At 50.5% G+C, this 22,472-nt stretch carries 24 protein-coding genes and 2 tRNA genes; 5 read left to right on the plus strand and 21 right to left on the minus strand.

Annotation, left to right across the window (positions count from 1 at the left end):
- Positions 1 to 16 precede the first annotated feature (16 nt).
- Both rimP and ACJHXA_RS15260 read right to left on the minus strand, forming a co-directional pair.
- On the minus strand, positions 17 to 469 hold the full coding sequence (rimP, locus tag ACJHXA_RS15255) for a ribosome maturation factor RimP (protein WP_001300397.1): 453 nt from the start codon (positions 467 to 469) through the stop codon (positions 17 to 19).
- Between the two features lie 206 nt (positions 470 to 675).
- Positions 676 to 752 (minus strand) — tRNA-Met (locus tag ACJHXA_RS15260).
- A 347-nt stretch (positions 753 to 1,099) separates the two neighbouring features.
- On the opposite strand from ACJHXA_RS15260, the gene argG reads away from it, so the two are divergent.
- On the plus strand, positions 1,100 to 2,443 hold the full coding sequence (gene argG / locus ACJHXA_RS15265) for an argininosuccinate synthase (protein WP_000207685.1): 1,344 nt from the start codon (positions 1,100 to 1,102) through the stop codon (positions 2,441 to 2,443).
- A 7-nt stretch (positions 2,444 to 2,450) separates the two neighbouring features.
- On the opposite strand, the gene ACJHXA_RS15270 is transcribed toward argG, so the two are convergent.
- From ACJHXA_RS15270 to rlmE, 7 genes are all read right to left on the minus strand, one after another.
- Positions 2,451 to 4,076, minus strand: a complete 1,626-nt coding sequence (locus tag ACJHXA_RS15270; RefSeq protein WP_001349419.1) for a phosphoethanolamine transferase — start codon at positions 4,074 to 4,076, stop codon at positions 2,451 to 2,453.
- 458 nt (positions 4,077 to 4,534) lie between these two features.
- Positions 4,535 to 4,621, minus strand: a tRNA-Leu gene (locus tag ACJHXA_RS15275).
- Between the two features lie 14 nt (positions 4,622 to 4,635).
- Positions 4,636 to 4,968 (minus strand): preprotein translocase subunit SecG, encoded by a 333-nt coding sequence (gene secG, locus ACJHXA_RS15280; RefSeq protein ID WP_001297427.1) that lies wholly within the window; start codon positions 4,966 to 4,968, stop codon positions 4,636 to 4,638.
- Positions 4,969 to 5,195: 227 nt separating this feature from the next.
- Positions 5,196 to 6,533: a phosphoglucosamine mutase gene (glmM, locus tag ACJHXA_RS15285; RefSeq protein ID WP_000071134.1), complete on the minus strand. Its 1,338-nt coding sequence runs from the start codon at positions 6,531 to 6,533 to the stop codon at positions 5,196 to 5,198.
- On the minus strand, positions 6,526 to 7,374 hold the full coding sequence (gene folP / locus ACJHXA_RS15290) for a dihydropteroate synthase (protein ID WP_000764731.1): 849 nt from the start codon (positions 7,372 to 7,374) through the stop codon (positions 6,526 to 6,528). Before folP ends, glmM begins: the two co-directional genes overlap by 8 nt.
- An 89-nt stretch (positions 7,375 to 7,463) precedes the next feature.
- Positions 7,464 to 9,398, minus strand: a complete 1,935-nt coding sequence (gene ftsH / locus ACJHXA_RS15295) for an ATP-dependent zinc metalloprotease FtsH (protein ID WP_001107467.1) — start codon at positions 9,396 to 9,398, stop codon at positions 7,464 to 7,466.
- A 99-nt stretch (positions 9,399 to 9,497) separates the two neighbouring features.
- Positions 9,498 to 10,127, minus strand: a complete 630-nt coding sequence (gene rlmE, locus ACJHXA_RS15300; RefSeq protein ID WP_000145975.1) for a 23S rRNA (uridine(2552)-2'-O)-methyltransferase RlmE — start codon at positions 10,125 to 10,127, stop codon at positions 9,498 to 9,500.
- A 125-nt stretch (positions 10,128 to 10,252) separates the two neighbouring features.
- On the opposite strand from rlmE, the gene yhbY reads away from it, so the two are divergent.
- Positions 10,253 to 10,546, plus strand: a complete 294-nt coding sequence (yhbY, locus tag ACJHXA_RS15305; protein WP_001054420.1) for a ribosome assembly RNA-binding protein YhbY — start codon at positions 10,253 to 10,255, stop codon at positions 10,544 to 10,546.
- 155 nt (positions 10,547 to 10,701) lie between these two features.
- Here yhbY and greA read toward each other — a convergent pair whose 3' ends face one another.
- Complete coding sequence (gene greA / locus ACJHXA_RS15310) at positions 10,702 to 11,178, minus strand: transcription elongation factor GreA (protein ID WP_001148001.1); 477 nt, start codon at positions 11,176 to 11,178, stop codon at positions 10,702 to 10,704.
- Between the two features lie 247 nt (positions 11,179 to 11,425).
- Between greA and dacB the strand changes: the two genes are divergently transcribed.
- Positions 11,426 to 12,859 carry a serine-type D-Ala-D-Ala carboxypeptidase gene (gene dacB / locus ACJHXA_RS15315; RefSeq protein ID WP_283512320.1) on the plus strand — a complete coding sequence of 478 codons (1,434 nt, stop codon included), beginning with the start codon at positions 11,426 to 11,428 and terminating at the stop codon, positions 12,857 to 12,859.
- A gap of 39 nt (positions 12,860 to 12,898) precedes the next feature.
- Here the strand turns inward: dacB and cgtA are convergent, their stop codons facing one another.
- The 4 genes from cgtA to rplU form a co-directional block, all read right to left on the minus strand.
- A complete protein-coding gene (gene cgtA, locus ACJHXA_RS15320) occupies positions 12,899 to 14,071 on the minus strand; it encodes an Obg family GTPase CgtA (protein ID WP_000673561.1) in 1,173 nt (390 codons plus the stop codon).
- A 15-nt stretch (positions 14,072 to 14,086) separates the two neighbouring features.
- On the minus strand, positions 14,087 to 15,052 hold the full coding sequence (locus tag ACJHXA_RS15325; protein WP_103262031.1) for a DMT family transporter: 966 nt from the start codon (positions 15,050 to 15,052) through the stop codon (positions 14,087 to 14,089).
- Between the two features lie 126 nt (positions 15,053 to 15,178).
- Positions 15,179 to 15,436, minus strand: coding sequence for a 50S ribosomal protein L27 (gene rpmA / locus ACJHXA_RS15330; RefSeq protein WP_000940595.1), 258 nt, complete (start codon positions 15,434 to 15,436; stop codon positions 15,179 to 15,181).
- A 20-nt stretch (positions 15,437 to 15,456) separates the two neighbouring features.
- Positions 15,457 to 15,768 carry a 50S ribosomal protein L21 gene (rplU, locus tag ACJHXA_RS15335; protein ID WP_000271401.1) on the minus strand — a complete coding sequence of 104 codons (312 nt, stop codon included), beginning with the start codon at positions 15,766 to 15,768 and terminating at the stop codon, positions 15,457 to 15,459.
- Between the two features lie 258 nt (positions 15,769 to 16,026).
- On the opposite strand from rplU, the gene ispB reads away from it, so the two are divergent.
- Together ispB and sfsB are read left to right on the plus strand one after the other, a co-directional pair.
- The gene (ispB, locus tag ACJHXA_RS15340) at positions 16,027 to 16,998 is read left to right on the plus strand and encodes an octaprenyl diphosphate synthase (protein WP_001047336.1); all 972 of its coding nucleotides are present in this window, start codon (positions 16,027 to 16,029) and stop codon (positions 16,996 to 16,998) included.
- 227 nt (positions 16,999 to 17,225) lie between these two features.
- A complete protein-coding gene (gene sfsB, locus ACJHXA_RS15345; protein WP_000445413.1) occupies positions 17,226 to 17,504 on the plus strand; it encodes a DNA-binding transcriptional regulator SfsB in 279 nt (92 codons plus the stop codon).
- Positions 17,505 to 17,551: 47 nt separating this feature from the next.
- Here sfsB and murA read toward each other — a convergent pair whose 3' ends face one another.
- The 7 genes from murA to mlaF form a co-directional block, all read right to left on the minus strand.
- Positions 17,552 to 18,811: a UDP-N-acetylglucosamine 1-carboxyvinyltransferase gene (gene murA / locus ACJHXA_RS15350; protein ID WP_000357259.1), complete on the minus strand. Its 1,260-nt coding sequence runs from the start codon at positions 18,809 to 18,811 to the stop codon at positions 17,552 to 17,554.
- Positions 18,812 to 18,865: 54 nt separating this feature from the next.
- Positions 18,866 to 19,120, minus strand: a complete 255-nt coding sequence (gene ibaG, locus ACJHXA_RS15355) for a BolA family iron metabolism protein IbaG (protein WP_000429656.1) — start codon at positions 19,118 to 19,120, stop codon at positions 18,866 to 18,868.
- A 159-nt stretch (positions 19,121 to 19,279) separates the two neighbouring features.
- Entirely contained in the window at positions 19,280 to 19,573 is a 294-nt protein-coding gene (mlaB, locus tag ACJHXA_RS15360; RefSeq protein WP_000004488.1) for a lipid asymmetry maintenance protein MlaB, read from the minus strand.
- Complete coding sequence (mlaC, locus tag ACJHXA_RS15365) at positions 19,573 to 20,208, minus strand: phospholipid-binding protein MlaC (RefSeq protein ID WP_000476487.1); 636 nt, start codon at positions 20,206 to 20,208, stop codon at positions 19,573 to 19,575. The genes mlaB and mlaC overlap by 1 nt, the downstream gene beginning before the upstream one ends.
- Before the next feature lie 18 nt (positions 20,209 to 20,226).
- Positions 20,227 to 20,778, minus strand: coding sequence for an outer membrane lipid asymmetry maintenance protein MlaD (gene mlaD / locus ACJHXA_RS15370; RefSeq protein ID WP_001296448.1), 552 nt, complete (start codon positions 20,776 to 20,778; stop codon positions 20,227 to 20,229).
- A 4-nt stretch (positions 20,779 to 20,782) separates the two neighbouring features.
- Positions 20,783 to 21,565, minus strand: a complete 783-nt coding sequence (gene mlaE, locus ACJHXA_RS15375) for a lipid asymmetry maintenance ABC transporter permease subunit MlaE (RefSeq protein WP_000925795.1) — start codon at positions 21,563 to 21,565, stop codon at positions 20,783 to 20,785.
- A 7-nt stretch (positions 21,566 to 21,572) separates the two neighbouring features.
- Positions 21,573 to 22,382, minus strand: coding sequence for a phospholipid ABC transporter ATP-binding protein MlaF (gene mlaF, locus ACJHXA_RS15380; protein ID WP_000438245.1), 810 nt, complete (start codon positions 22,380 to 22,382; stop codon positions 21,573 to 21,575).
- Between the last annotated feature and the right edge of the window lie 90 nt (positions 22,383 to 22,472).

Here is a 22,472-nt window from a genome sequence, read left to right on the forward strand (position 1 = left end):
CACCTCATCCAGACTATTAAAAGTGGGGAACCAGGTTCGCCTTCTGGATATTACTCAGCGCGAACACTTCATCTTTACCTTCGACGGTAACTGTGATCATTTCACCGTCTACCGCTTTGATAACGCCCTGCCATTTACGACGGTTTTGTACCGCCATACGGAGAACCAGAGTCACCTCTTCTCCGACAAAACGGGCGTAGTGTTCAGCCGTGAACAGTGGGCGATCGAGACCCGGTGAGGAGACTTCCAGGTTATAAGCAACGGTGATGGGATCTTCAACATCCAGCACAGCACTTACCTGGTGGCTCACATCAGCACAATCATCAACATTGATGCCATCTTCACTATCAATATAGATGCGCAGTGTGGATGTGCGACCGCGAATAAATTCGATGCCAACCAGTTCAAAACCCAGGGCCTCAACTGGCGCAGTAATCATCTCTGTTAATTTTTGCTCTAATGTGGACAAGCCCACCCCCAAGACATAAAAAAAGGGCCTAAAGCCCAGTTATTCTGTAGTCAGATAACAAAAAACCCCGATAAATCGGGGCTTTATATAACTGAACCCTATAACCGCAACTGCGGTCTGGAGCACTTTCCAGAAGGATTTTTTCAAATCCCACTACGAAGGCCGAAGTCTTCACAGTATATTTGAAAAAGGACTCTAAGGGAAAGTGGTTGCGGGGGCCGGATTTGAACCGACGACCTTCGGGTTATGAGCCCGACGAGCTACCAGGCTGCTCCACCCCGCGCCTGAAACATGGCAAATTCTACTCGTTTTGGGTAAAAAATGCAAATACTGCTGGGATTTGGTGTACCGAGACGGGACGTAAAATCTGCAGGCATTATAGTGATCCACGCCACATTTTGTCAACGTTTATTGCTAATCATGTGAATGAATATCCAGTTCACTTTCATTTGTTGAATACTTTTGCCTTCTCCTGCTCCCCCTTAAGCGCATTATTTTACAAAAAACACACTAAACTCTTCCTGTCTCCGATAAAAGATGATTAAATGAAAACTCATTTATTTTGCATAAAAATTCAGTGAGAGCGGAAATCCAGGCTCATCATCAGTTAATTAAGCAGGGTGTTATTTTATGACGACGATTCTCAAGCATCTCCCGGTAGGTCAACGTATTGGTATCGCTTTTTCCGGCGGTCTGGACACCAGTGCCGCACTGCTGTGGATGCGACAAAAGGGAGCGGTTCCTTATGCATATACTGCAAACCTGGGCCAGCCAGACGAAGAGGATTATGATGCGATCCCTCGTCGTGCCATGGAATACGGCGCGGAGAACGCACGTCTGATCGACTGCCGCAAACAACTGGTGGCCGAAGGTATTGCCGCTATTCAGTGTGGCGCATTTCATAACACCACCGGCGGCCTGACCTATTTCAACACGACGCCGCTGGGCCGCGCCGTGACTGGTACCATGCTGGTTGCTGCGATGAAAGAAGATGGCGTGAATATCTGGGGTGACGGTAGCACCTATAAAGGAAACGATATCGAACGTTTCTATCGTTATGGTCTGCTGACCAATGCTGAACTGCAGATTTACAAACCGTGGCTTGATACTGACTTTATTGATGAACTGGGCGGCCGTCATGAGATGTCTGAATTTATGATTGCCTGCGGTTTCGACTACAAAATGTCTGTCGAAAAAGCCTACTCCACAGACTCCAACATGCTTGGTGCAACGCACGAAGCGAAGGATCTGGAATACCTCAACTCCAGCGTCAAAATCGTCAACCCAATTATGGGCGTGAAATTCTGGGATGAGAGCGTGAAGATCCCGGCAGAAGAAGTCACAGTACGCTTTGAGCAAGGTCATCCGGTAGCGCTGAACGGTAAAACCTTTAGCGACGACGTAGAAATGATGCTGGAAGCTAACCGCATCGGCGGTCGTCACGGCCTGGGCATGAGCGACCAGATTGAAAACCGTATCATCGAAGCGAAAAGCCGTGGTATTTACGAGGCTCCGGGGATGGCACTGCTACATATCGCTTATGAACGTCTGTTGACCGGTATTCACAACGAAGACACCATTGAGCAGTATCATGCACATGGTCGTCAGTTGGGCCGTCTGCTGTACCAGGGGCGTTGGTTTGACTCCCAGGCGCTGATGCTGCGTGACTCTCTGCAACGCTGGGTTGCCAGCCAGATCACTGGTGAAGTTACCCTGGAGCTGCGCCGTGGGAACGATTATTCAATCCTGAATACCGTCTCAGAGAACCTGACCTACAAGCCAGAGCGTCTGACGATGGAAAAAGGCGACTCGGTGTTCTCGCCAGATGATCGTATTGGTCAATTGACCATGCGTAATCTGGATATCACTGATACCCGAGAGAAACTTTTTGGTTATGCCAAAACTGGCCTGCTCTCCTCCTCTGCCACTTCAGGCGTGCCGCAGGTGGAGAATATGGAAAACAAAGGCCAGTAATTCGACATCAACCCTGCCCTTCAGAGGTGGGGTTACCTTGCTTATCCTCTGTAAACTCCTTTCTGAGCATCACATAATCGAAAACATCATGGTTTGCATCCACAACCCGTGAGTCTCCTTTATAGTGTGCAATCACTTCCTCAAGCGTTTGCGGCTGTTCCGGCTTTGTTACCCCCATCCACGCATTAATAAGGTAATTATTGTAAGCTGTCGAAAAGATGTTGTTTTCCGTTGTGCGATCCACGCCATCCCCAAGAACGGGGCTATACCAGATAAACATCGGGACATGATATGCCTGCTGGCTAGCCTCCCTGCCTCCATGAAAATAGACGTTCTTCTTCGTAGGGTCACGTTCCAGGCCGTGGTCGGCAAAATACATGACCGAGGCGCGGCGATCTTTTAATAATTCAAAAACCTGACCTAGCAAACTATCTGTGTAATGAATGGAGTTGTCATAGCAGGCATCCTGATCGTCCTGCGGTTGAAACACGGCGCTGGATTGCGGATAGGCGCTACAAGCCGGTTCATGGCTTCCATTTAAATGAAGAACAATCAGTTTCTTTTGCTGCGTATTTTGCTGTAATGCTTGCGATAAATGCGGCAACAACAATTCATCAAATCCTCTGACATAAACTGTTTCCATGGCGCGCATGGCGATACTGGTAACTGCTGTACCATTCTGCCGAAAAGCGGATTGCGAGCTTAGCCAGAAAGTCTGAAATCCTGCTTGATTAGCCATATTAATAATGTTGTCGGGGTAATTATGAATGTCATGACTCAAAACAGAATCAGCAGTTAAAGAAAGGGGAACCGACAGCGCAGTGTAAGGTGCGCCGCTTATTGCTTGATTAAACAGTTTGATCTGTTTTCTTTGTGCTTCAACTTGCGGTGTCGTAGAGCGTGTATATCCATACAAAGACATATTGTCGACACGTACAGACTCCCCCACAATCAACACGTAGGTATCAATACCTGTATCCCTGACTGATAATTGAAAATACGGCACCGTGTTTGCAATTGAGAGTAATCTTTGATGCTCTTTCGCTGCTAAAGCAAAATAGTTGAGATTAAAAAACGGCGTATAGGTAGCAAATCGCGACGCTAGTATATATGGACTGAACGCTTTTTTATTTTTTGCATCTTTATAAGCAAATTGACAAGCGGAAAATAAACTGCCCGAAATGACAATCAGCAATAATATTCCTGTCACTTTTTTTGTCGGCAAGGAAACATCATATTTTATTATTACTGCCAAAAAAAGAAGGGATAAAAAAGCAAAAGCACATAGATAAGGGATATACATCCCCAGCATTTTGACAACTTCATCCGGATCACTCTGGAGCACACTAATCGCAAATCCATCATTGAAAGTTGTACCAAAGGTACACCATGAATAGAGGCTAATACTCATGTCTGCCGCAGTCAGTAACACAAATGGTGCGGCAACAAGCAGGCGAAGCGGAAGGGATGATATACGTTTTACAACCAGGATGGTCAGGACGAAGAACAGCAATCGCTGAACCATATGCGCGCCGGAAGAGGCGACTAAGTTCGTAATACCAAAAACAATAACACAAAGATACAACAACCAATGAGATTTAAAACTTCTAGCAAATTTGTTGAATACTGTCATCCAGAAATCCAAGTTCACAACCAATATAAACAATTATCAACAATGTTCAATTTTATATCAGACATGTTTTTCAACTCTGATCCATATCAGACCGAAACACTGTTAGTTTTTTCTTTTTAAATGATGCGGCCATTGCGTTCTCAGTAATTAAATAACATTATCAATGCGTCTCTAAACATTACGCAGAACGTAGCCATCAGTAGTTATACTGACAGGAGCAGGATGGTTTATCGAGAAGTAAACATATCCGTATTCGTACCGGAACTGGAGTTGACACAATAAAGTGCCAATTATGTCAGCAGAAGGGAAAAGTTTATAACTAAGGCGTACCGGCACCATCGTTTCAAGGTACCAGCTACGAGTAAAGCAACTGGACGAGATACAGATACCTGACAACCATTCCTCAGACCAGGACCAAAACGAAAAAAGACGCTTTTCAGCGTCTCTTTTCTGGAATTTGGTACCGAGGACGGGACTTGAACCCGTAAGCCCTATTGGGCACTACCACCTCAAGGTAGCGTGTCTACCAATTCCACCACCTCGGCACGGATACTACTTTTTAGTTCGGGATATCGCTGGTCGGCTTAGCCGGAGCAGCTGGTTGAGTTTGTTCGGTTTTCACCGGTGCACTCAGATTTTCCCATTCGCTACCTTTATTGGTTTTGTTGCTATTGATGTTACCCAGCACCAGACTGATGATGAAGAATAACGTTGCCAGCAGCGCCGTCATGCGGGTCATGAAGTTACCAGAACCACTTGAACCAAACAGCGTAGCGGAAGCGCCTGCTCCGAAGGAGGCTCCCATATCAGCGCCTTTACCTTGCTGCAGCATGATCAGACCAACAAGGCCAATTGCCACAATAAGGAAAACTACTAAAAGAGCTTCGTACATAATCAACCTGTTCCTTGCGGAGTTGCCGCGTACCAATGCTTCAACCAATAAAGCGGGAGTTTTTAATCTTTCCCACTGAAGCGGGTGTGAATACTAACCAAAGCGAATGACCTTCGCAAGGGCAATTTTATCGCATTGTATCAACTGCGGAAAAAAACAGCAAAACCGATGTGTTCGCTGAGAAAAAAGGCGACAATCGCCGCCTTTTTAGCCAGTTATCTAACGCTTTAAACGGCTTTTACTGCATCGGCGATGCGGTGTGCAAATTCAGTCACCTGCGCTTCGTCTTCGCCTTCCACCATCACGCGAATTAACGGTTCGGTGCCGGATTTACGCAGCAACACGCGTCCACGGTTGCCCAGCGCAGCTTCAACCTCTGCGGTCACGGCTTTAACTGACTCATGCTCAAGTGGATCGCCGCTACCTGCGGTGTAACGTACGTTAACCAGAATCTGCGGGAACATTTTCATGCCGCTGCAAAGGTCGTGCAGGCTCATATGGTTACGTGCCATCGCCGCCAGCACCTGCAAGCCAGCAACGATGCCGTCACCGGTAGTAGTTTTATCCAGTAGGATCACATGACCGGAATTCTCTGCACCGATACGCCAGCCTTTCTCCTGCATTTTTTCCAGTACGTAGCGGTCACCCACTTTCGCGCGCGCAAATGGAATTCCTAACTGTTTCAGCGCCAGTTCAAGCCCCATGTTGCTCATCAATGTACCCACAGCGCCACCACGCAGCTGGCCCTGACGAAGACCTTCACGCGCGATGATATACATGATCTGATCGCCATCGACTTTATTGCCTTCATGGTCGACCATAATCACGCGATCGCCATCGCCGTCGAAGGCAATACCGAGATCCGCTTTTTCAGCCAGCACACGAGCCTGGAGCGCGCGAACGTCGGTAGCCCCCACTTCGGCATTGATGTTTACACCGTTTGGCTCACAACCGATAGCGATAACGTTCGCCCCCAGTTCGCGCAGCACGTTCGGCGCGATGTGATAAGTCGCACCGTTTGCACAATCCACCACAATCTTCAGTTCACTGAGGCTAAGTTCGTTCGGGAACGTGGCTTTGCAAAACTCGATATAGCGACCCGCGGCATCAACGATACGGCTGGCTTTACCCAGTTCTGCCGAATCAACGCAGCTGATCTCCTTTTCCATTTCCGCTTCGATGGCCTCTTCTACCGCATCCGGCAGTTTGGTGCCGTCGATAGAGAAGAATTTAATCCCATTATCGTAGAACGGGTTATGCGATGCAGATATCACAATTCCGGCCTCTGCGCGGAAGGTACGCGTCAGATAAGCCACGGCCGGTGTTGGCATCGGGCCAGTGAAGAGTGCGGAAAGGCCCGCTGCCGCCAGACCCGCTTCCAGTGCTGACTCCAGCATATAGCCAGAAATACGCGTGTCTTTACCAATAATAATCTTACGGGAGCCGTGGCGCGCCAGCACTTTACCCGCGGCCCAACCCAGCTTAAGCACAAAATCAGGTGTGATCGGCGCATCCCCTACACGACCACGAATCCCATCGGTACCGAAATATTTACGATTACTCATAGCGTTTGTTTTCCTTTGCAGACAGAGTGGCTTCCACCACCCGCATCGCTTCTACGGTTTCTTTGACGTCATGAACACGAATGATGTGCGCGCCTTGCATTGCGGCAATGACCGCACAGGCCAGACTACCGCTCAGGCGCTCGGACGGCCCCACGTTCAGCAGCTGCCCAATCATCGATTTTCGTGACATACCCACCAACAGCGGCAGGTTGAAATGGTGAAATTCAGCCAGGCGCGCCAGTAATGAATAGTTATGGGAGAGATTTTTACCGAAACCGAATCCGGGGTCGAGCAACAATTTCTCTTTTGCGATACCCGCCTGCTCGCAACGTGCTATTTGCTCAATAAAGTAGCGATTCACTTCTGCAAAGACATCGTCATACTTCGGAGCTTCCTGCATGGTTTTTGGATTTCCCTGCATATGCATCAGACAAACCGGTAAACCGGTTTCTGCAGCCGCCTCCAGAGCGCCAGGTTCGGAAAGGGAGCGGATATCATTAATAATGTGAGCGCCAACTTTCGCTGACTCACGGATGACTTCTGGTTTGGATGTATCGACCGAGATCCAGACTTCGAAGCGTTGAGCAATTGCCTCAACCACAGGAATAACACGTTGCAACTCTTCTTCAACGCTAACTTCCGCCGCCCCTGGGCGCGTGGACTCGCCACCAACGTCAATGATCGTCGCGCCAGCATTGATCATCAGATTCGCATGTTTCACCGCATCTATCAGCGAGTTATGCGTGCCACCATCCGAAAAGGAATCAGGCGTGACGTTGAGGATCCCCATTACGTGAGGATGGCTAAGGTCCAGTGAAGTACCCTGGGCAAAGAGTTTCATGATGTTATCCCTGGTATGAATTGATAAGAAAAAACCCCGGAGCACGCCCCGGGGTTTTCGGTACAAATACAGTCATCTGATGCGGGAACTTACTTGTCGCCTAACTGCTCTGACATGGTGTTACCCGGGTTCGGCGTACGCGGTTCATCAACCGGACGAGGAGCCTTTGGACTACCATTGTCGCCAGAATTGTTAGAAGCGCCTGGTTCTTCCCAGCCCGCTGGCGGACGTACATCGCGACGTGCCATCAGGTCATCAATCTGCGGTGCGTCGATAGTCTCATATTTCATGAGAGCATCTTTCATCGCATGCAGAATATCCATATTGTCGGTCAGAAGCTGACGCGCACGATTATAGTTACGCTCAATCAGTGCTTTCACTTCCTGGTCGATGATACGTGCAGTTTCATCGGACATATGTTTCGCTTTCGCTACGCTACGGCCGAGGAATACTTCACCTTCTTCTTCCGCGTACAGCAGTGGACCCAATTTCTCAGAGAAGCCCCACTGGGTCACCATGTTACGTGCCAGATTGGTCGCAACTTTAATATCGTTGGACGCACCGGTAGAAACATGTTCCGGCCCATAGATGATCTCTTCTGCCAGACGACCACCGTACAGCGTAGAAATCTGGCTTTCCAGTTTCTGACGGCTGGCGCTGATTGCGTCGCCCTCAGGCAAGAAGAAAGTCACACCCAGCGCACGACCGCGTGGGATAATCGTCACTTTGTGCACCGGATCGTGTTCCGGCACCAGGCGACCGATAATCGCATGACCCGCTTCGTGGTAAGCCGTTGATTCTTTCTGCGCTTCCGTCATCACCATGGAGCGACGTTCCGCACCCATCATGATTTTGTCTTTCGCTTTCTCGAACTCAACCATCGACACAACGCGTTTGTTGCCACGAGCAGCGAACAGTGCCGCTTCGTTCACCAGGTTCGCCAGGTCAGCACCGGAGAAACCAGGAGTACCACGGGCAATGATTGCCGCGTCGATATCGGGGGCCAATGGTACGCGACGCATGTGAACTTTCAGGATCTGCTCACGACCGCGAACATCTGGCAAGCCGACCACAACCTGACGGTCGAAACGGCCAGGACGCAGCAGGGCCGGGTCGAGAACGTCCGGACGGTTAGTCGCGGCGATAACGATGATACCTTCGTTACCTTCGAAGCCATCCATCTCAACCAGCATCTGGTTCAGAGTCTGTTCACGTTCATCGTGACCACCGCCCAGACCAGCGCCACGCTGGCGGCCTACGGCGTCGATTTCATCGATAAAGATGATGCACGGTGCCGCTTTCTTCGCCTGTTCGAACATGTCACGAACACGGGATGCACCCACACCGACGAACATTTCTACGAAGTCAGAACCGGAGATAGTAAAGAACGGAACTTTCGCTTCGCCTGCAATCGCTTTCGCCAGCAACGTTTTACCGGTACCCGGAGGACCGACCATCAGGACGCCTTTCGGGATCTTACCGCCGAGTTTCTGGAAGCGGCTCGGCTCGCGCAGATACTCTACCAGTTCAGCAACTTCTTCTTTTGCTTCGTCGCAGCCCGCAACGTCAGCAAAGGTCGTTTTGATCTGATCTTCCGTCAGCATGCGCGCTTTGCTCTTACCAAACGACATGGCACCTTTGCCACCGCCGCCCTGCATTTGACGCATGAAGAAGATCCAGACACCAATCAGCAACAGCATCGGGAACCAGGAGATGAAGATAGAAGCCAGCAGGCTTGGTTCTTCAGGCGGTTCACCGACAACCTTGACGTTCTTGGTCAACAGGTTATCCAGTAATTTCGGATCCTGAACCGGAATGTAAGTGGTATAACGGTTACTATCTTTCTTGGTAACGTTGATTTCACGTCCGTTGATACGCGCTTCACGAACCTGGTCGTTATTGACCTCTTGTAGGAAGGTAGAGTAATCCACCTTACGGCCATTAGACTCGCTGGGCCCAAAGCTCTGGAATACTGACATCAGCACAACGGCAATGACCAGCCAGAGTATTAGGTTTTTCGCCATGTCACTCAAGGGATTAACCTCTTATTACAACTGTGTTAAAAACAGCGTCAGGATACTCTATATCCAGCATCTTTCAAACTTTCGTCTGAAATCTCCCGGTTAGGGTTTACGCCCGGTCGCTACAATATACACTTCCCGCGAACGTGCACGAGAAGAGTCCGGCTTACGAACTTTGACCTTCGTAAACAGGGAGCGAATTTCCCTTAGATACTCATCGAAACCTTCGCCCTGGAACACCTTCACTACAAAACTGCCACCTGGCGCTAATACATCACGACACATTTCTAGCGCCAGTTCCACCAGATACATGGCACGGGGGATATCCACCGCCGGTGTTCCGCTCATGTTTGGTGCCATATCGGACATGACAACCTGGACTTTGCTGTCGCCAACGCGCTCCAGCAGTGCTTTCATCACCAGTTCATCACGAAAATCGCCCTGAAGAAAGTCCACACCAACGATAGGATCCATAGGTAAAAGATCGCAAGCGATGATGCGGCCTTTGCCGCCAATTTGGGTGACCACATATTGTGACCAACCACCCGGAGCAGCACCAAGGTCGACAACCGTCATTCCCGGTTTAAAGAGTTTGTCACTTTGCTGTATTTCATCAAGTTTAAACCAGGCACGGGAACGTAACCCCTTTTTCTGTGCCTGTTGAACATATTTATCGCTAAAGTGTTCCTGAAGCCAGCGGCTGGAGCTGGCAGAACGCTTCTTACCTGTCATTTAACTTTCCCATGGGGATAACTCATCGTAACCAATTGCGTAAATTTTTACGCGCCTATTTGGTGATATATGGGAGATGGCGGTAGAATGACCCGTTTTCAATCCCAACGTAAGCAAAAAATACGATGAATCTGAGTACTAAACAAAAACAGCACCTGAAAGGTCTGGCACATCCGCTCAAGCCAGTTGTTCTGCTTGGCAGTAATGGTTTGACCGAAGGGGTGCTGGCCGAGATTGAACAAGCGTTAGAGCACCATGAACTCATCAAGGTGAAAATCGCCACCGAAGATCGCGAAACTAAAACCTTGATCGTGGAAGCTATCGTGCGCGAAACCGGCGCCTGTAATGTACAGGTCATCGGTAAAACGCTGGTGCTTTATCGCCCAACTAAAGAACGTAAAATCTCGCTGCCACGCTAAGATTATCCTAAAGTTACACACATTTGCTGTGTAAAACGAGGGGTTTTCCGCAGGCAGGAGAGCAAAATGCCACGCTCTGTTCGTTGATAAAAGGCCGCATAGCGGCCTTTTTCCTTTCTTTACAATACATCAACATCTTGAGTATTGGGTAATTCTTACAGGTATTCCACCTTAATTACTTCAAATTCTACTTCGCCGCCCGGCGTTTTGATGACCACAACATCATCTTCTTCTTTGCCGATCAGGCCACGAGCAATAGGCGAGTTTACAGAAATCAGGTTTTGTTTAAAGTCAGCTTCGTCATCGCCAACGATGCGATAAGTCTGTTCTTCGTCAGAATCCAGATTCAGCACCGTTACGGTAGCACCAAAAATAACGCGCCCATTGTTGGGCATTTTGGTGACATCAATCACCTGCGCGTTCGACAGCTTGGCTTCGATGTCTTTAATACGGCCTTCGCAGAAACCCTGCTGTTCACGAGCTGCGTGGTATTCGGCGTTTTCTTTCAGGTCGCCATGCTCACGCGCTTCCGCGATAGCAGCAATGATTTCAGGACGGCGCACAGATTTCAGAAAATCCAGCTCTTCGCGTAATTTTTCAGCGCCGCGTAAGGTCATCGGAATAGCTTGCATTTGTTATACCTCTTGAATATTCCTGATGGGGCAAGTCTTCACCCACCCCGGCTGTTCGGCCTGCCCGGCATAACTCCTCACCGGGACCAGAAGCAAAAAAATACCGACCCGGGTACAAGTCCCAGGTCAGCTACAATTCACATTTTGATAGTCATTTTACCCTGAAGTTCCCGAAGGGTCATCGTTTACTTTATAGGGCGTTGCGCCGTAGTATGACGGCTCGATTCCAGGTTGTTAGCGCGAGATTATGCGATTTTCCAGATTTATCATCGGATTGACCAGCTGTATAGCGTTCAGTGTTCAGGCCGCGAATGTTGATGAGTACGTTACTCAACTCCCCGCTGGTGCCAACCTTGCCCTGATGGTGCAAAAAGTCGGCGCGTCGGCCCCCGCTATTGATTACCACAGTCAGCAGATGGCGCTGCCCGCCAGTACGCAGAAAGTGATTACTGCGCTGGCGGCGTTGATTCAACTCGGCCCCGATTTTCGTTTCACCACGACGCTTGAAACCAAAGGCAATGTGGAAAACGGCGTACTTAAGGGTGACTTAGTGGCGCGATTTGGTGCCGATCCGACGTTAAAACGTCAGGATATTCGCAATATGGTCGCGACTTTGAAAAAATCTGGCGTCAACCAAATCGATGGCAATGTGTTGATAGATACCTCCATTTTCGCCAGCCACGATAAAGCCCCCGGCTGGCCATGGAATGACATGACACAATGCTTTAGCGCTCCGCCTGCCGCTGCCATAGTTGACCGCAACTGTTTCTCCGTCTCGCTCTACAGTGCCCCAAAACCTGGTGATATGGCTTTTATACGCGTGGCATCTTATTACCCCGTTACGATGTTCAGCCAGGTACGCACCCTCCCCCGAGGTTCTGCCGAAGCGCAATACTGCGAACTGGATGTCGTACCAGGCGACCTGAACCGCTTTACGCTGACGGGATGCATGCCACAACGTTCTGAGCCGCTCCCGTTGGCTTTTGCCGTGCAGGATGGAGCCAGCTATGCCGGGGCAATTCTGAAAGATGAGTTAAAACAGGCAGGTATCACCTGGAGCGGAACACTGCTGCGCCAGACTCAGGTTAACGAACCTGGAACGGTAGTTGCCAGTAAACAGTCGGCCCCGTTGCACGATCTGCTTAAGATTATGCTGAAAAAGTCGGACAACATGATCGCCGATACGGTTTTCCGCATGATAGGCCATGCGCGCTTCAATGTGCCTGGAACATGGCGGGCCGGGTCGGACGCCGTGCGTCAGATCCTGCGCCAGCAAGCCGGTGTCGATATTGGAAACACCATTATTGCCGATGGTTCAGGGCTTTCGCGGCATAACCTGATTGCCCCCGCCACCATGATGCAGGTGCTGCAATACATTGCCCAACACGACAATGAACTTAACTTTATCTCCATGCTGCCGCTTGCGGGCTATGACGGCTCTTTGCAGTACCGTGCAGGTCTGCATCAGGCGGGCGTGGATGGAAAAGTCTCAGCGAAAACCGGTTCGTTGCAGGGGGTATATAACCTGGCGGGATTCATTACCACAGCGAGCGGGCAACGAATGGCGTTTGTACAATATCTTTCTGGCTATGCAGTAGAACCGGCGGATCAGCGTAATCGCCGTATTCCGTTAGTGCGTTTTGAAAGCCGTTTGTATAAAGATATTTATCAGAACAATTAGTCAAAAAGAAACCCCGGCACATGGCCGGGGTTTTGCTGATTAACGCTTGTAAATGAACTCAACGCCTTCTTCGTCGTCTTCGTCCCAGTCATCATCCCAGTCCTCATCATCCTCTTCAGCAATCTCTTCAAGCTGCTGGCGATGATAATCATCCCACATGAATTCGACTTTCTCTGGCTGTTTCGCTTCTTCAGCCTGCACGACCGGGTTTTCAATGATAAAGGTCATCACATCCCAGCAGAGATCTTTCACGCCCAGTCCACTCGCCGCAGAGATCAGATAATATTTATCTTCCCAGCCCAGCGCTTCAGCAATCGCTTTCGCTTTCTCTTCAGCTTCTGCCTTATCCAGCAGATCGATCTTATTGAACACTAACCAACGTGGTTTCGCCGCCAGATCCTGGCTGTATTTTTCCAGCTCGCTGATAATAATACGCGCGTTTTCAACCGGATCGGTGCCGTCAATCGGATCGATATCGATGAGGTGCAACAGGACGCGGCAACGTTCCAGGTGCTTCAGGAAGCGAATGCCCAGACCTGCGCCTTCCGCAGCGCCTTCAATCAGTCCTGGAATATCGGCAACAACGAAGCTCTTTTCGTTGTCCATTCGTACCACACCCAGACTTGGCACCAGAGTGGTAAACGGATAATCCGCCACTTTCGGTTTAGCCGCCGATACCGCACGAATAAAGGTCGATTTACCCGCGTTTGGCATCCCCAACATACCGACGTCAGCCAGCAGCATCAGCTCCAGCAGCAGCTCACGCTTATCGCCCGGCGTACCGTTAGTTTTCTGCCGTGGTGTACGGTTAACTGACGATTTGAAACGGGTATTGCCCAGACCGTGCCAGCCGCCCTTAGCAACCAGCAGACGCTGACCGTGTTTGGTCATATCGCCCATGGTTTCACCAGTACCCTGGTCGATTACACGCGTACCTACCGGCACTTTAATTGTGACGTCTTTACCGCGCTTACCGGTACAGTCGCGGCTTGCGCCATTCTGACCGCGCTCTGCACGGAAAGATTTTTCAAAACGATAATCGATAAGCGTGTTCAGGTTCTCGTCGGCTTCCATCCATACGTCACCACCATCACCGCCGTCGCCGCCATCCGGGCCGCCTTTCGGAATATACTTTTCGCGGCGGAAGCTCACGCAACCATTACCGCCATCACCTGCAACGACCAGAATCGATGCTTCATCAACAAACTTCATTTTATTCTCCGTAAATCATTCGCCTGCGCGGGGTTGCGATACCACCGTTGTATGCTTACGTAATCCGCCCCAAATACGATGACCAATGGCGGAATACATCGCGCCCGCAACCACGACAAACGCACCGAGATAACCTAAAAGGTTTAACATCGGTCTGGCGAAGAAATCGGGCCAGGCCAGTGATAAAAGATCTGAAAAAAACAGCGTAAACAGTGGGGTGAGCGTGATGATCGCGCTCACCTGCGCTGCCTGCCAGCGAGCCATCGCTTCCGCCAGGGCGCCATATCCTACCAAGGTATTCAGTCCGCAAAAAATTAAACATGCGAGCTGCCAGTGGCTAAGCTGCGCTATCACTCCAGGCTTTGCCAGAGGGAAGAGCGCAATTGTACATAAAGTGTACAGTAAAAACAGGATCTGCGGTGAGGCCAGCCGACGCAATAAAACCTTTTGCGCCACGCCATAACTCACCCAAACCGTCGCCGCACCGACCCCAAAGATAACTCCCCAGGTGTAATCGGTGAGCTTTGTAAATATCTCGACCAGACTGGTGTTAAAAAACATCACCAGGCCGCTCAGGAGCATCAATGCCCCTACAACCTGAGTGCTGCGCATTTTCTCTTTCAGGATAAATACGCTGGCAACCATCATGCCAACTGGCGAGAGTTGCCCAATCACCTGCGAAGCGGTCGGACTCAGGTATTGCAAGGATGAGCTGAACAGGATGAAGTTCCCAAACAGCCCGGCGGTCGCCACTGACAACAAAATCAACCAGCGTGGCTTACGAAACACGCGTAATGGCGGCAACCTCTTCTTCACCGCAAGAATGGCACCAAGGCCAATACTCGCCATCAAGAAACGGTAAAACACGATTGTCGGAGGTTCCATCACCTCCAGCACCTGCTTCATTGCGATTGGCAACGCCCCCCAGCAAATTGCTGTGGTGAGCGCCAAAAGAATGCCAATGCCTGCCTGCTGCTTCATACCGTATTCCCTGCAAAGCGCATTTGCGGATTAACGTCGCACCATGCGCATTTTTACCGGTTATCGAATGTAAAAAGCCCCGCAACGTGTTGCGGGGCTTTCATCCGTTACCGGGACGCGAAAAACTTATTCAGCTTCGATGCTGATAAATTTACGGTTTTTCGGGCCTTTAACTTCGAATTTCACTTTACCGTCTGCTTTAGCAAACAGAGTGTGGTCACGACCGCAACCTACGTTAGCGCCAGCGTGGAATTTGGTACCACGTTGACGAACGATGATGCTACCCGCCAGAACGGATTCGCCACCGAAACGCTTAACGCCCAGGCGTTTAGCTTCTGAATCGCGACCGTTACGTGTGGAGCCGCCAGCCTTTTTATGTGCCATTTGAAATCTCTCCTCAGGTCTTAGGCGCTGATGCCAGTAATTTTCACATCAGTGAACCACTGACGATGGCCCTGCTGCTTACGATAGTGTTTACGACGACGAAACTTAACGATTTTAACTTTCTCGCCACGACCGTGAGCAACAACTTCAGCTTTGATTACGCCGCCATCAACGAAAGGAACGCCGATTTTGACTTCTTCACCGTTTGCGATCATCAGCACTTCAGCGAACTCAACAGTTTCGCCAGTTGCGATGTCCAGCTTTTCCAGGCGAACGGTCTGACCTTCGCTTACTCGGTGTTGTTTACCACCACTTTGGAAAACCGCGTACATATAAAACTCCGCTTCCGCGCACACCTTTTCAATGATTCAGAGTGCGCTATAAATATTCACAATAGGGCGCGAATATTACGCAAAACGCACGCCTTTGACAAGTGCTACAGTCAATACACGAAGAAAAAAAACACAACTTGTACGGTAACGTTTATCTGTGCCATTTTTTCAGTACAATCACTCTATATTCCTAACCATAAACCCTAAGTTGCCTTTGTTCACAGTAAGGTAATCGGGGCGAAAAGCCCGGCTTTTGCGATGAATTTAGAAAAAATCAATGAGTTAACCGCGCAAGATATGGCGGGTGTTAATGCGGCAATCCTTGAGCAGCTTAATTCCGACGTCCAGCTGATCAATCAGTTAGGCTATTACATCGTCAGCGGCGGCGGTAAACGTATTCGTCCGATGATTGCTGTACTGGCTGCACGAGCTGTTGGCTATGAGGGAAATGCGCATGTCACCATTGCTGCCCTGATCGAGTTTATCCACACGGCGACTCTGCTGCACGACGACGTTGTGGATGAATCAGATATGCGCAGGGGTAAAGCTACCGCCAACGCTGCATTTGGCAATGCCGCCAGCGTGCTGGTAGGCGATTTTATTTATACCCGCGCGTTCCAGATGATGACCAGCCTCGGTTCGCTCAAAGTGCTGGAAGTCATGTCAGAAGCCGTAAACGTCATCGCAGAAGGTGAAGTTCTGCAACTGATGAACGTTAACGATCCGGACATCACTGAAGAAAACTACATGCGCGTTATCTATAGCAAAACCGCGCGTCTGTTTGAGGCTGCCGCGCAGTGTTCCGGGATTCTGGCTGGCTGTACGCCGGAAGAGGAGAAAGGCCTGCAGGATTATGGGCGCTATCTCGGCACTGCTTTCCAGTTGATCGACGATTTACTCGATTACAATGCCGATGGCGAACAGTTAGGTAAAAATGTCGGCGACGATCTGAACGAAGGTAAACCGACGCTGCCGCTGCTGCATGCGATGCATCATGGCACACCAGAACAGGCACAGATGATCCGTACCGCCATCGAACAGGGTAACGGTCGCCATCTTCTGGAACCGGTTCTGGAAGCAATGAACGCTTGTGGATCTCTTGAATGGACGCGTCAGCGTGCCGAGGAAGAAGCAGACAAAGCCATCGCAGCATTACAGGTGCTCCCGGACACCCCTTGGCGAGAAGCACTCATCGGCCTCGCGCACATCGCTGTTCAACGCGATCGTTAATCCCCTCCCTTCATCCCGCGCAGTGCGCGGGATGATTCCAGTAAATTCCATAAAAACACTAATTCAGCGCTATAACACCTGAAAAAAAGGGCGATGAATCTTTATATATTCTGAATATTCACACTCTTTACAGGAACTTTTTAGAGCAATAGGCCATCAGGAGTATAGTGATGCCCGACAGAAGAAGTGTTCTGAATGAAAGCGACTAACTTAAGGAGTGAGGAAAGATGGAAAGTAATTTCATTGACTGGCATCCCGCTGACATCATTGCGGGTTTGCGCAAGAAGGGAACGTCAATGGCGGCGGAGTCTCGCAGAAATGGTTTGAGTTCCTCAACGCTGGCAAACGCATTATCGCGCCCATGGCCGAAAGGAGAGATGATTATTGCGAAAGCCCTGGGAACTGACCCCTGGGTTATCTGGCCATCACGCTACCATGATCCGCAGACCCATGAGTTTATCGACAGAACGCAGTTGATGCGTAGCTACACTAAACCGAAAAAATGAGTGGTCTGGCGGTAGCCCCGCGAACGGGGCTGCCAGCTCTCAGACGATTACTCGCCTTTCACACGCTCAATATTTGCACCTAAAGCGCGCAGTTTGTCTTCAATGCGTTCGTAGCCACGATCGATGTGATAAATACGATCAACCACCGTCGTCCCTTCCGCAATACAGCCAGCCAGCACCAGGCTTGCTGATGCACGCAGATCGGTTGCCATAACCTGTGCGCCAGAAAGTTTTTCAACACCGTGACAAATAACGGTATTGCTTTCGATTTCGGCATGCGCGCCCATACGGCTAAGCTCCGGCACATGCATAAAGCGGTTTTCAAAGACCGTTTCGGTGATGAATCCGGTCCCTTCTGCCACCAGGTTCAACAGCGTGAACTGGGCCTGCATATCGGTCGGGAATGCCGGATGCGGCGCGGTACGTACGTTAACAGCCTTCGGACGTTTGCCATGCATATCCAGGCTAATCCAGTCTTCGCCGACTTCGATGTCCGCTCCAGCGTCACGCAGTTTCGCCAGCACGGCGTCGAGAGTATCTGGCTGCGCGTTACGGCAGATAATTTTGCCGCGAGAAATCGCCGCCGCCACCAGGAAAGTACCGGTTTCGATACGATCCGGTAGCACGCGATAGACACCGCCGCCTAAACGTTCCACACCTTCGATGACGATACGATCGGTGCCCTGACCGCTAATTTTCGCACCCAGCGTAATCAGGAAGTTCGCGGTATCGACGATTTCCGGTTCACGCGCTGCGTTTTCAATAATCGTGGTACCTTCCGCCAGGGTTGCAGCACACATGATGGTCACCGTTGCGCCAACGCTGACTTTATCCATCACGATATGTGCGCCTTTCAGACGACCATCGACGGAAGCTTTAACGTAACCTTCTTCCAGTTTGATGGTCGCGCCTAATTGTTCGAGGCCAGAAATGTGTAGATCAACCGGACGCGCACCGATCGTACAACCGCCAGGCAGTGAAACTTGCCCCTGACCAAAGCGCGCTACCAGCGGCCCCAGTGCCCAGATAGAAGCACGCATGGTTTTAACCAGATCGTAAGGTGCGCAGAATACATTAACGTCGCGGGCATCAATATGCACAGAACCATTACGTTCTACTTTCGCACCCAGCTGGCTTAGCAGCTTCATTGATGTATCGACGTCTTTCAGTTTTGGGACGTTCTGGATCTCTACCGGTTCTTCCGCCAGTAGAGCGGCAAAAAGGATAGGCAGAGCAGCATTTTTAGCGCCGGAAATTGTGACTTCGCCCTGGAGCTTCGTTGGCCCCTGAACACGAAATTTATCCATTTAGTTTGTTCTCAGTTAACAATTCATATCCGCTACCGGCGAATCGCCCATAGCTCAAAAGCCGTTCAGTTTGCGATCGCGCGCCCACTCCGCAGGGGTATACGCTTTGATCGACACAGCATGAATGCGGTTATCCGCAATATATTCCATCAGCGGGCCATAGACCGTCTGCTGTTTTTTAACCCGACTCATGCCGTCAAACAACTCACCCACGGCAATAACCTGAAAGTGGCTGCCATCGCCGGAAACGTGGACTTCCTGGAGGGAGAGAGCGTTCATCAACACGCTCTGAATTTCATTATTTTCCATGGGATCTTCAATCATCAGTTAATAAACCAGCGAAACATCTTAGAGCAAAGTTGCGCTGGCATAAATAAGCAAAAAGCCTCGCTGATAAATCAGACAAGGCTCGACTTGCAGGCAGGTTTGCCGGACAGGCGGTTAACGCCATATCCGGCCTGAAAAAATTTAACGAGGCAGAACATCAGCAGGCAAATTATACAATTTCGCCAGGGTATACACTTTGTCGTTTACCCCCTGAAGCGTCACATTGTTGCCCTGCTTTTTCGCCAGATCGATAAGATGGAGCAGCAGTGCCAGTCCCCCCGTATCCACGCGGGACACACGGCTAAGATCGATGCAGGTAATCCCCTTCACCGCTTCCTCACGCATTTCCCAAAGCGGTAGCAAAACGTCCTGATCCAGCTCTCCGGATAACGCCAGCGTGTCACCCGTCTGCATCCAGCTCAGTGACTCGCTCATTATTTTTTCTCTTCCAGAGTGATTTTCTGTTGAGAAATCGATTTCAGTTGCGCAGTCAGGCCGTCGATACCTTTGGTACGCAGCAGCGTTCCCCACTCGTTTTGTTTGGTGGTGATCATACTGACGCCTTCAGCAATCATGTCGTAAGCCTGCCAGTTGCCCGTCTGGGAGTTTTTACGCCACTGGAAGTCCAGACGCACCGGCGGGCGGCCATTCGGATCAATAATGGTAACGCGAATCGGCACAATGGTTTTATCGCCCAGCGGCTGTTCTGGCGCAATCTGATAGGTTTGACCGTGATACATCGCCAGCGCCTGACCGTAAGCCTGCTTCAGGTACTCACGGAAAGCGGCAAAGTAGGCTTCACGTTGAGCAGGGGTCGCACTCTTGTAATACTGGCCCAGCACCAGCGCACCGGCGTATTTCACCTGTACGTATGGCAGCAGTTCCTGATCAACAATGGTACGCAGATAATCCGGGTTGGCCCGAATTTGCGGTTGCTCATTCTTCAGGCGATCGAACGTTTTCTGCGCCGCCTCGTCCATCAGCTTATAAGGATTGGTCTGGTCTGCCGCGGTTGCCGCACTCAGAGGTGCAATCACCAGCAAAGCGACCATCATTAAACGTTTAAACATGCGTCGGTTCTCCTGAAATTATTTCGTTGTACCCACAGGTTCAGTGGTTTCATTATTACCTGGCGCAGCAGCTGGCGCATCGCCACTATTCTTATTGTCATCGCCTTTACTACCGTAAAGGAACTGACCAATGAGATCTTCCAGCACCATCGCAGACTTAGTGTCCTGAATTGTATCGCCATCCTTCAGGATAGCAGTCCCCAGTTCCGGGTCTTCAAAACCGACGTTTAATGCCAGATATTGTTCCCCCAGCAGGCCGGAAGTACGAATGCTCAGCGAACTGGTATCTGGAATGTGGTTATAACGTTGTTCAATTTCCAGCGTTACGCGCGGCAGATAGGTTTTCGGGTCCAGCGTAATATCCGCCACCCGACCCACAACAACGCCACCAATACTGACCGGAGAGCGCGCTTTCAGGCCGCCAATGTTATCGAACGTCGCATAAAGCGTGTAGGTCGGTTCAGTACGTATGGACGTCACGTTCGCCGCCTTCAGGCAAACAAACAGCGCCGCCAGCAGTGCTGCTAATAAAAAGATACCCACCCAAATTTCATTTTTTTTCGTTTGCATGAACTCAATTCCCAAACATCAATGCGGTCAGCACAAAATCCAGCCCCAGAACAGCCAGAGACGAGTGGACAACGGTGCGAGTGGTTGCCCGGCTAATCCCGGCAGACGTCGGGATGGCGTCGTAGCCGTTAAACAACGAAATCCACGTCACCGTGATGGCGAACACCACGCTCTTAATCAGACAGTTGACCAGATCCATACGCCAGTCGACGGCATTTTGCATTGCCGACCAGAAGAACCCGCTATCAATGCCTTTCCAACTGACGCCGACCAGAGATCCGCCCCAGATCCCCACGGCGACGAAAATAACCGTCAACAGTGGTAATGAAATAACCCCAGCCCAGAAACGGGGAGAAATAACCCGACGCAGCGGATCCACCGCCATCATCTCCATACTGGAGAGTTGCTCTGTAGCGCGCATCAGGCCGATTTCTGCGGTTAGCGCCGAACCAGCACGCCCGGCAAACAACAACGCGGCAACCACCGGCCCCAGTTCACGCAGTAGCGATAACGCCACCAGCATACCCAGACTGGTTTCCGCACTATAAGTGGTCAGAACCAGATAACCTTGCAGCCCCAACACCATTCCGATGAACACGCCAGAAACCACAATAATCAGCATCGACAGGACGCCGACATTATAGAGCTGGCGCACCAGCAGCGGCGCATGTTTGCGAAATTCCGGTTTGCCGACCAGCGCATTGAATAACATTAACCCGGCCCGCCCGAACGTTCTCAGGGTTTTAATCCCTTTATGTCCGAGCGACGCCAGCGCATTTAACAGCATGAGTGGCTTAACTCCCTGGTAAAAGATCAGCGTGATAATCGCCGGCAGGATAGCGGAACGGAACAGGCCCGTCAGCTATCCCGTCCAGAAACTGACGTACGCGCGGATCAGGATTCGCCTGCAACGCCTGGGCACTGCCATGAGCGACAATTTTTTTGTCCGCCAGGATCCAGGCGTGATCCGCAATACTTAACACTTCCGGCACATCGTGAGAAACCACCACACAAGTCACGCCCAGCGCGCTGTTCAGCTCAGAAATCAGCTTCACCAGTACGCCCATGGTGATGGGATCTTGCCCAACAAAAGGTTCATCAAACATGATGAGATCCGGCTCCAGCGCAATCGCACGCGCCAGCGCTGCACGCCGCGCCATCCCACCGGAAAGTTCAGAAGGCATTAGTTTAGCCGCTCCACGCAGCCCCACGGCCTCCAGCTTCATCATCACCGTACTATGCAACAATGGCGCGGGAAGTTGGGTATGTTCGCGCAGTGGATAGGCGACGTTGTCAAATACGTTCATATCAGTGAACAACGCCCCGGACTGAAATAACATGCTCATCCGTTTGCGCACTGTATACAGGCGCGAACGAGACATCGCCGGAATATTCTCACCATCGAAAAGGATCTCACCATGATCTGGTGCGATTTGCCCGCCAATCAGACGGAGTAGCGTCGTTTTACCGATGCCCGATGGCCCCATGATCGCCGTGATCTTCCCTCGCGGCACGGTCAGGGAAATATTATCGAAGATGCAGCGATTGCCACGCGTAAAACTGACATCGCGCATATCGACTAAATTCGCCACAGACTGCTCCATAATTCACCCTTCGTCTTGCGTTGATTTTCTAAGCATGGCGCTCAATTTAACCTTGAACCCAACATATTTACAGAATATTACCCGCCGTGG

The organism is Escherichia sp. WS33, assembly GCF_046486385.1.
Taxonomy (GTDB): domain Bacteria; phylum Pseudomonadota; class Gammaproteobacteria; order Enterobacterales; family Enterobacteriaceae; genus ECMA0423.

Excerpts from the sequence above, each read along its gene's own strand:
- argG (WP_000207685.1), top strand. The coding sequence starts at position 1,100 with ATGACGACGATTCTCAAGCATCTCCCGGTAGGTCAACGTATTGGTATC.
- ACJHXA_RS15270 (WP_001349419.1), bottom strand. The coding sequence starts at position 4,076 with ATGACAGTATTCAACAAATTTGCTAGAAGTTTTAAATCTCATTGGTTG.
- secG (WP_001297427.1), bottom strand. The coding sequence starts at position 4,968 with ATGTACGAAGCTCTTTTAGTAGTTTTCCTTATTGTGGCAATTGGCCTT.
- glmM (WP_000071134.1), bottom strand. The coding sequence starts at position 6,533 with ATGAGTAATCGTAAATATTTCGGTACCGATGGGATTCGTGGTCGTGTA.
- folP (WP_000764731.1), bottom strand. The coding sequence starts at position 7,374 with ATGAAACTCTTTGCCCAGGGTACTTCACTGGACCTTAGCCATCCTCAC.
- ftsH (WP_001107467.1), bottom strand. The coding sequence starts at position 9,398 with ATGGCGAAAAACCTAATACTCTGGCTGGTCATTGCCGTTGTGCTGATG.
- rlmE (WP_000145975.1), bottom strand. The coding sequence starts at position 10,127 with ATGACAGGTAAGAAGCGTTCTGCCAGCTCCAGCCGCTGGCTTCAGGAA.
- yhbY (WP_001054420.1), top strand. The coding sequence starts at position 10,253 with ATGAATCTGAGTACTAAACAAAAACAGCACCTGAAAGGTCTGGCACAT.
- greA (WP_001148001.1), bottom strand. The coding sequence starts at position 11,178 with ATGCAAGCTATTCCGATGACCTTACGCGGCGCTGAAAAATTACGCGAA.
- dacB (WP_283512320.1), top strand. The coding sequence starts at position 11,426 with ATGCGATTTTCCAGATTTATCATCGGATTGACCAGCTGTATAGCGTTC.
- cgtA (WP_000673561.1), bottom strand. The coding sequence starts at position 14,071 with ATGAAGTTTGTTGATGAAGCATCGATTCTGGTCGTTGCAGGTGATGGC.
- ACJHXA_RS15325 (WP_103262031.1), bottom strand. The coding sequence starts at position 15,052 with ATGAAGCAGCAGGCAGGCATTGGCATTCTTTTGGCGCTCACCACAGCA.
- rpmA (WP_000940595.1), bottom strand. The coding sequence starts at position 15,436 with ATGGCACATAAAAAGGCTGGCGGCTCCACACGTAACGGTCGCGATTCA.
- rplU (WP_000271401.1), bottom strand. The coding sequence starts at position 15,768 with ATGTACGCGGTTTTCCAAAGTGGTGGTAAACAACACCGAGTAAGCGAA.
- ispB (WP_001047336.1), top strand. The coding sequence starts at position 16,027 with ATGAATTTAGAAAAAATCAATGAGTTAACCGCGCAAGATATGGCGGGT.
- sfsB (WP_000445413.1), top strand. The coding sequence starts at position 17,226 with ATGGAAAGTAATTTCATTGACTGGCATCCCGCTGACATCATTGCGGGT.
- murA (WP_000357259.1), bottom strand. The coding sequence starts at position 18,811 with ATGGATAAATTTCGTGTTCAGGGGCCAACGAAGCTCCAGGGCGAAGTC.
- ibaG (WP_000429656.1), bottom strand. The coding sequence starts at position 19,120 with ATGGAAAATAATGAAATTCAGAGCGTGTTGATGAACGCTCTCTCCCTC.
- mlaB (WP_000004488.1), bottom strand. The coding sequence starts at position 19,573 with ATGAGCGAGTCACTGAGCTGGATGCAGACGGGTGACACGCTGGCGTTA.
- mlaC (WP_000476487.1), bottom strand. The coding sequence starts at position 20,208 with ATGTTTAAACGTTTAATGATGGTCGCTTTGCTGGTGATTGCACCTCTG.
- mlaD (WP_001296448.1), bottom strand. The coding sequence starts at position 20,778 with ATGCAAACGAAAAAAAATGAAATTTGGGTGGGTATCTTTTTATTAGCA.
- mlaE (WP_000925795.1), bottom strand. The coding sequence starts at position 21,565 with ATGCTGTTAAATGCGCTGGCGTCGCTCGGACATAAAGGGATTAAAACC.
- mlaF (WP_000438245.1), bottom strand. The coding sequence starts at position 22,382 with ATGGAGCAGTCTGTGGCGAATTTAGTCGATATGCGCGATGTCAGTTTT.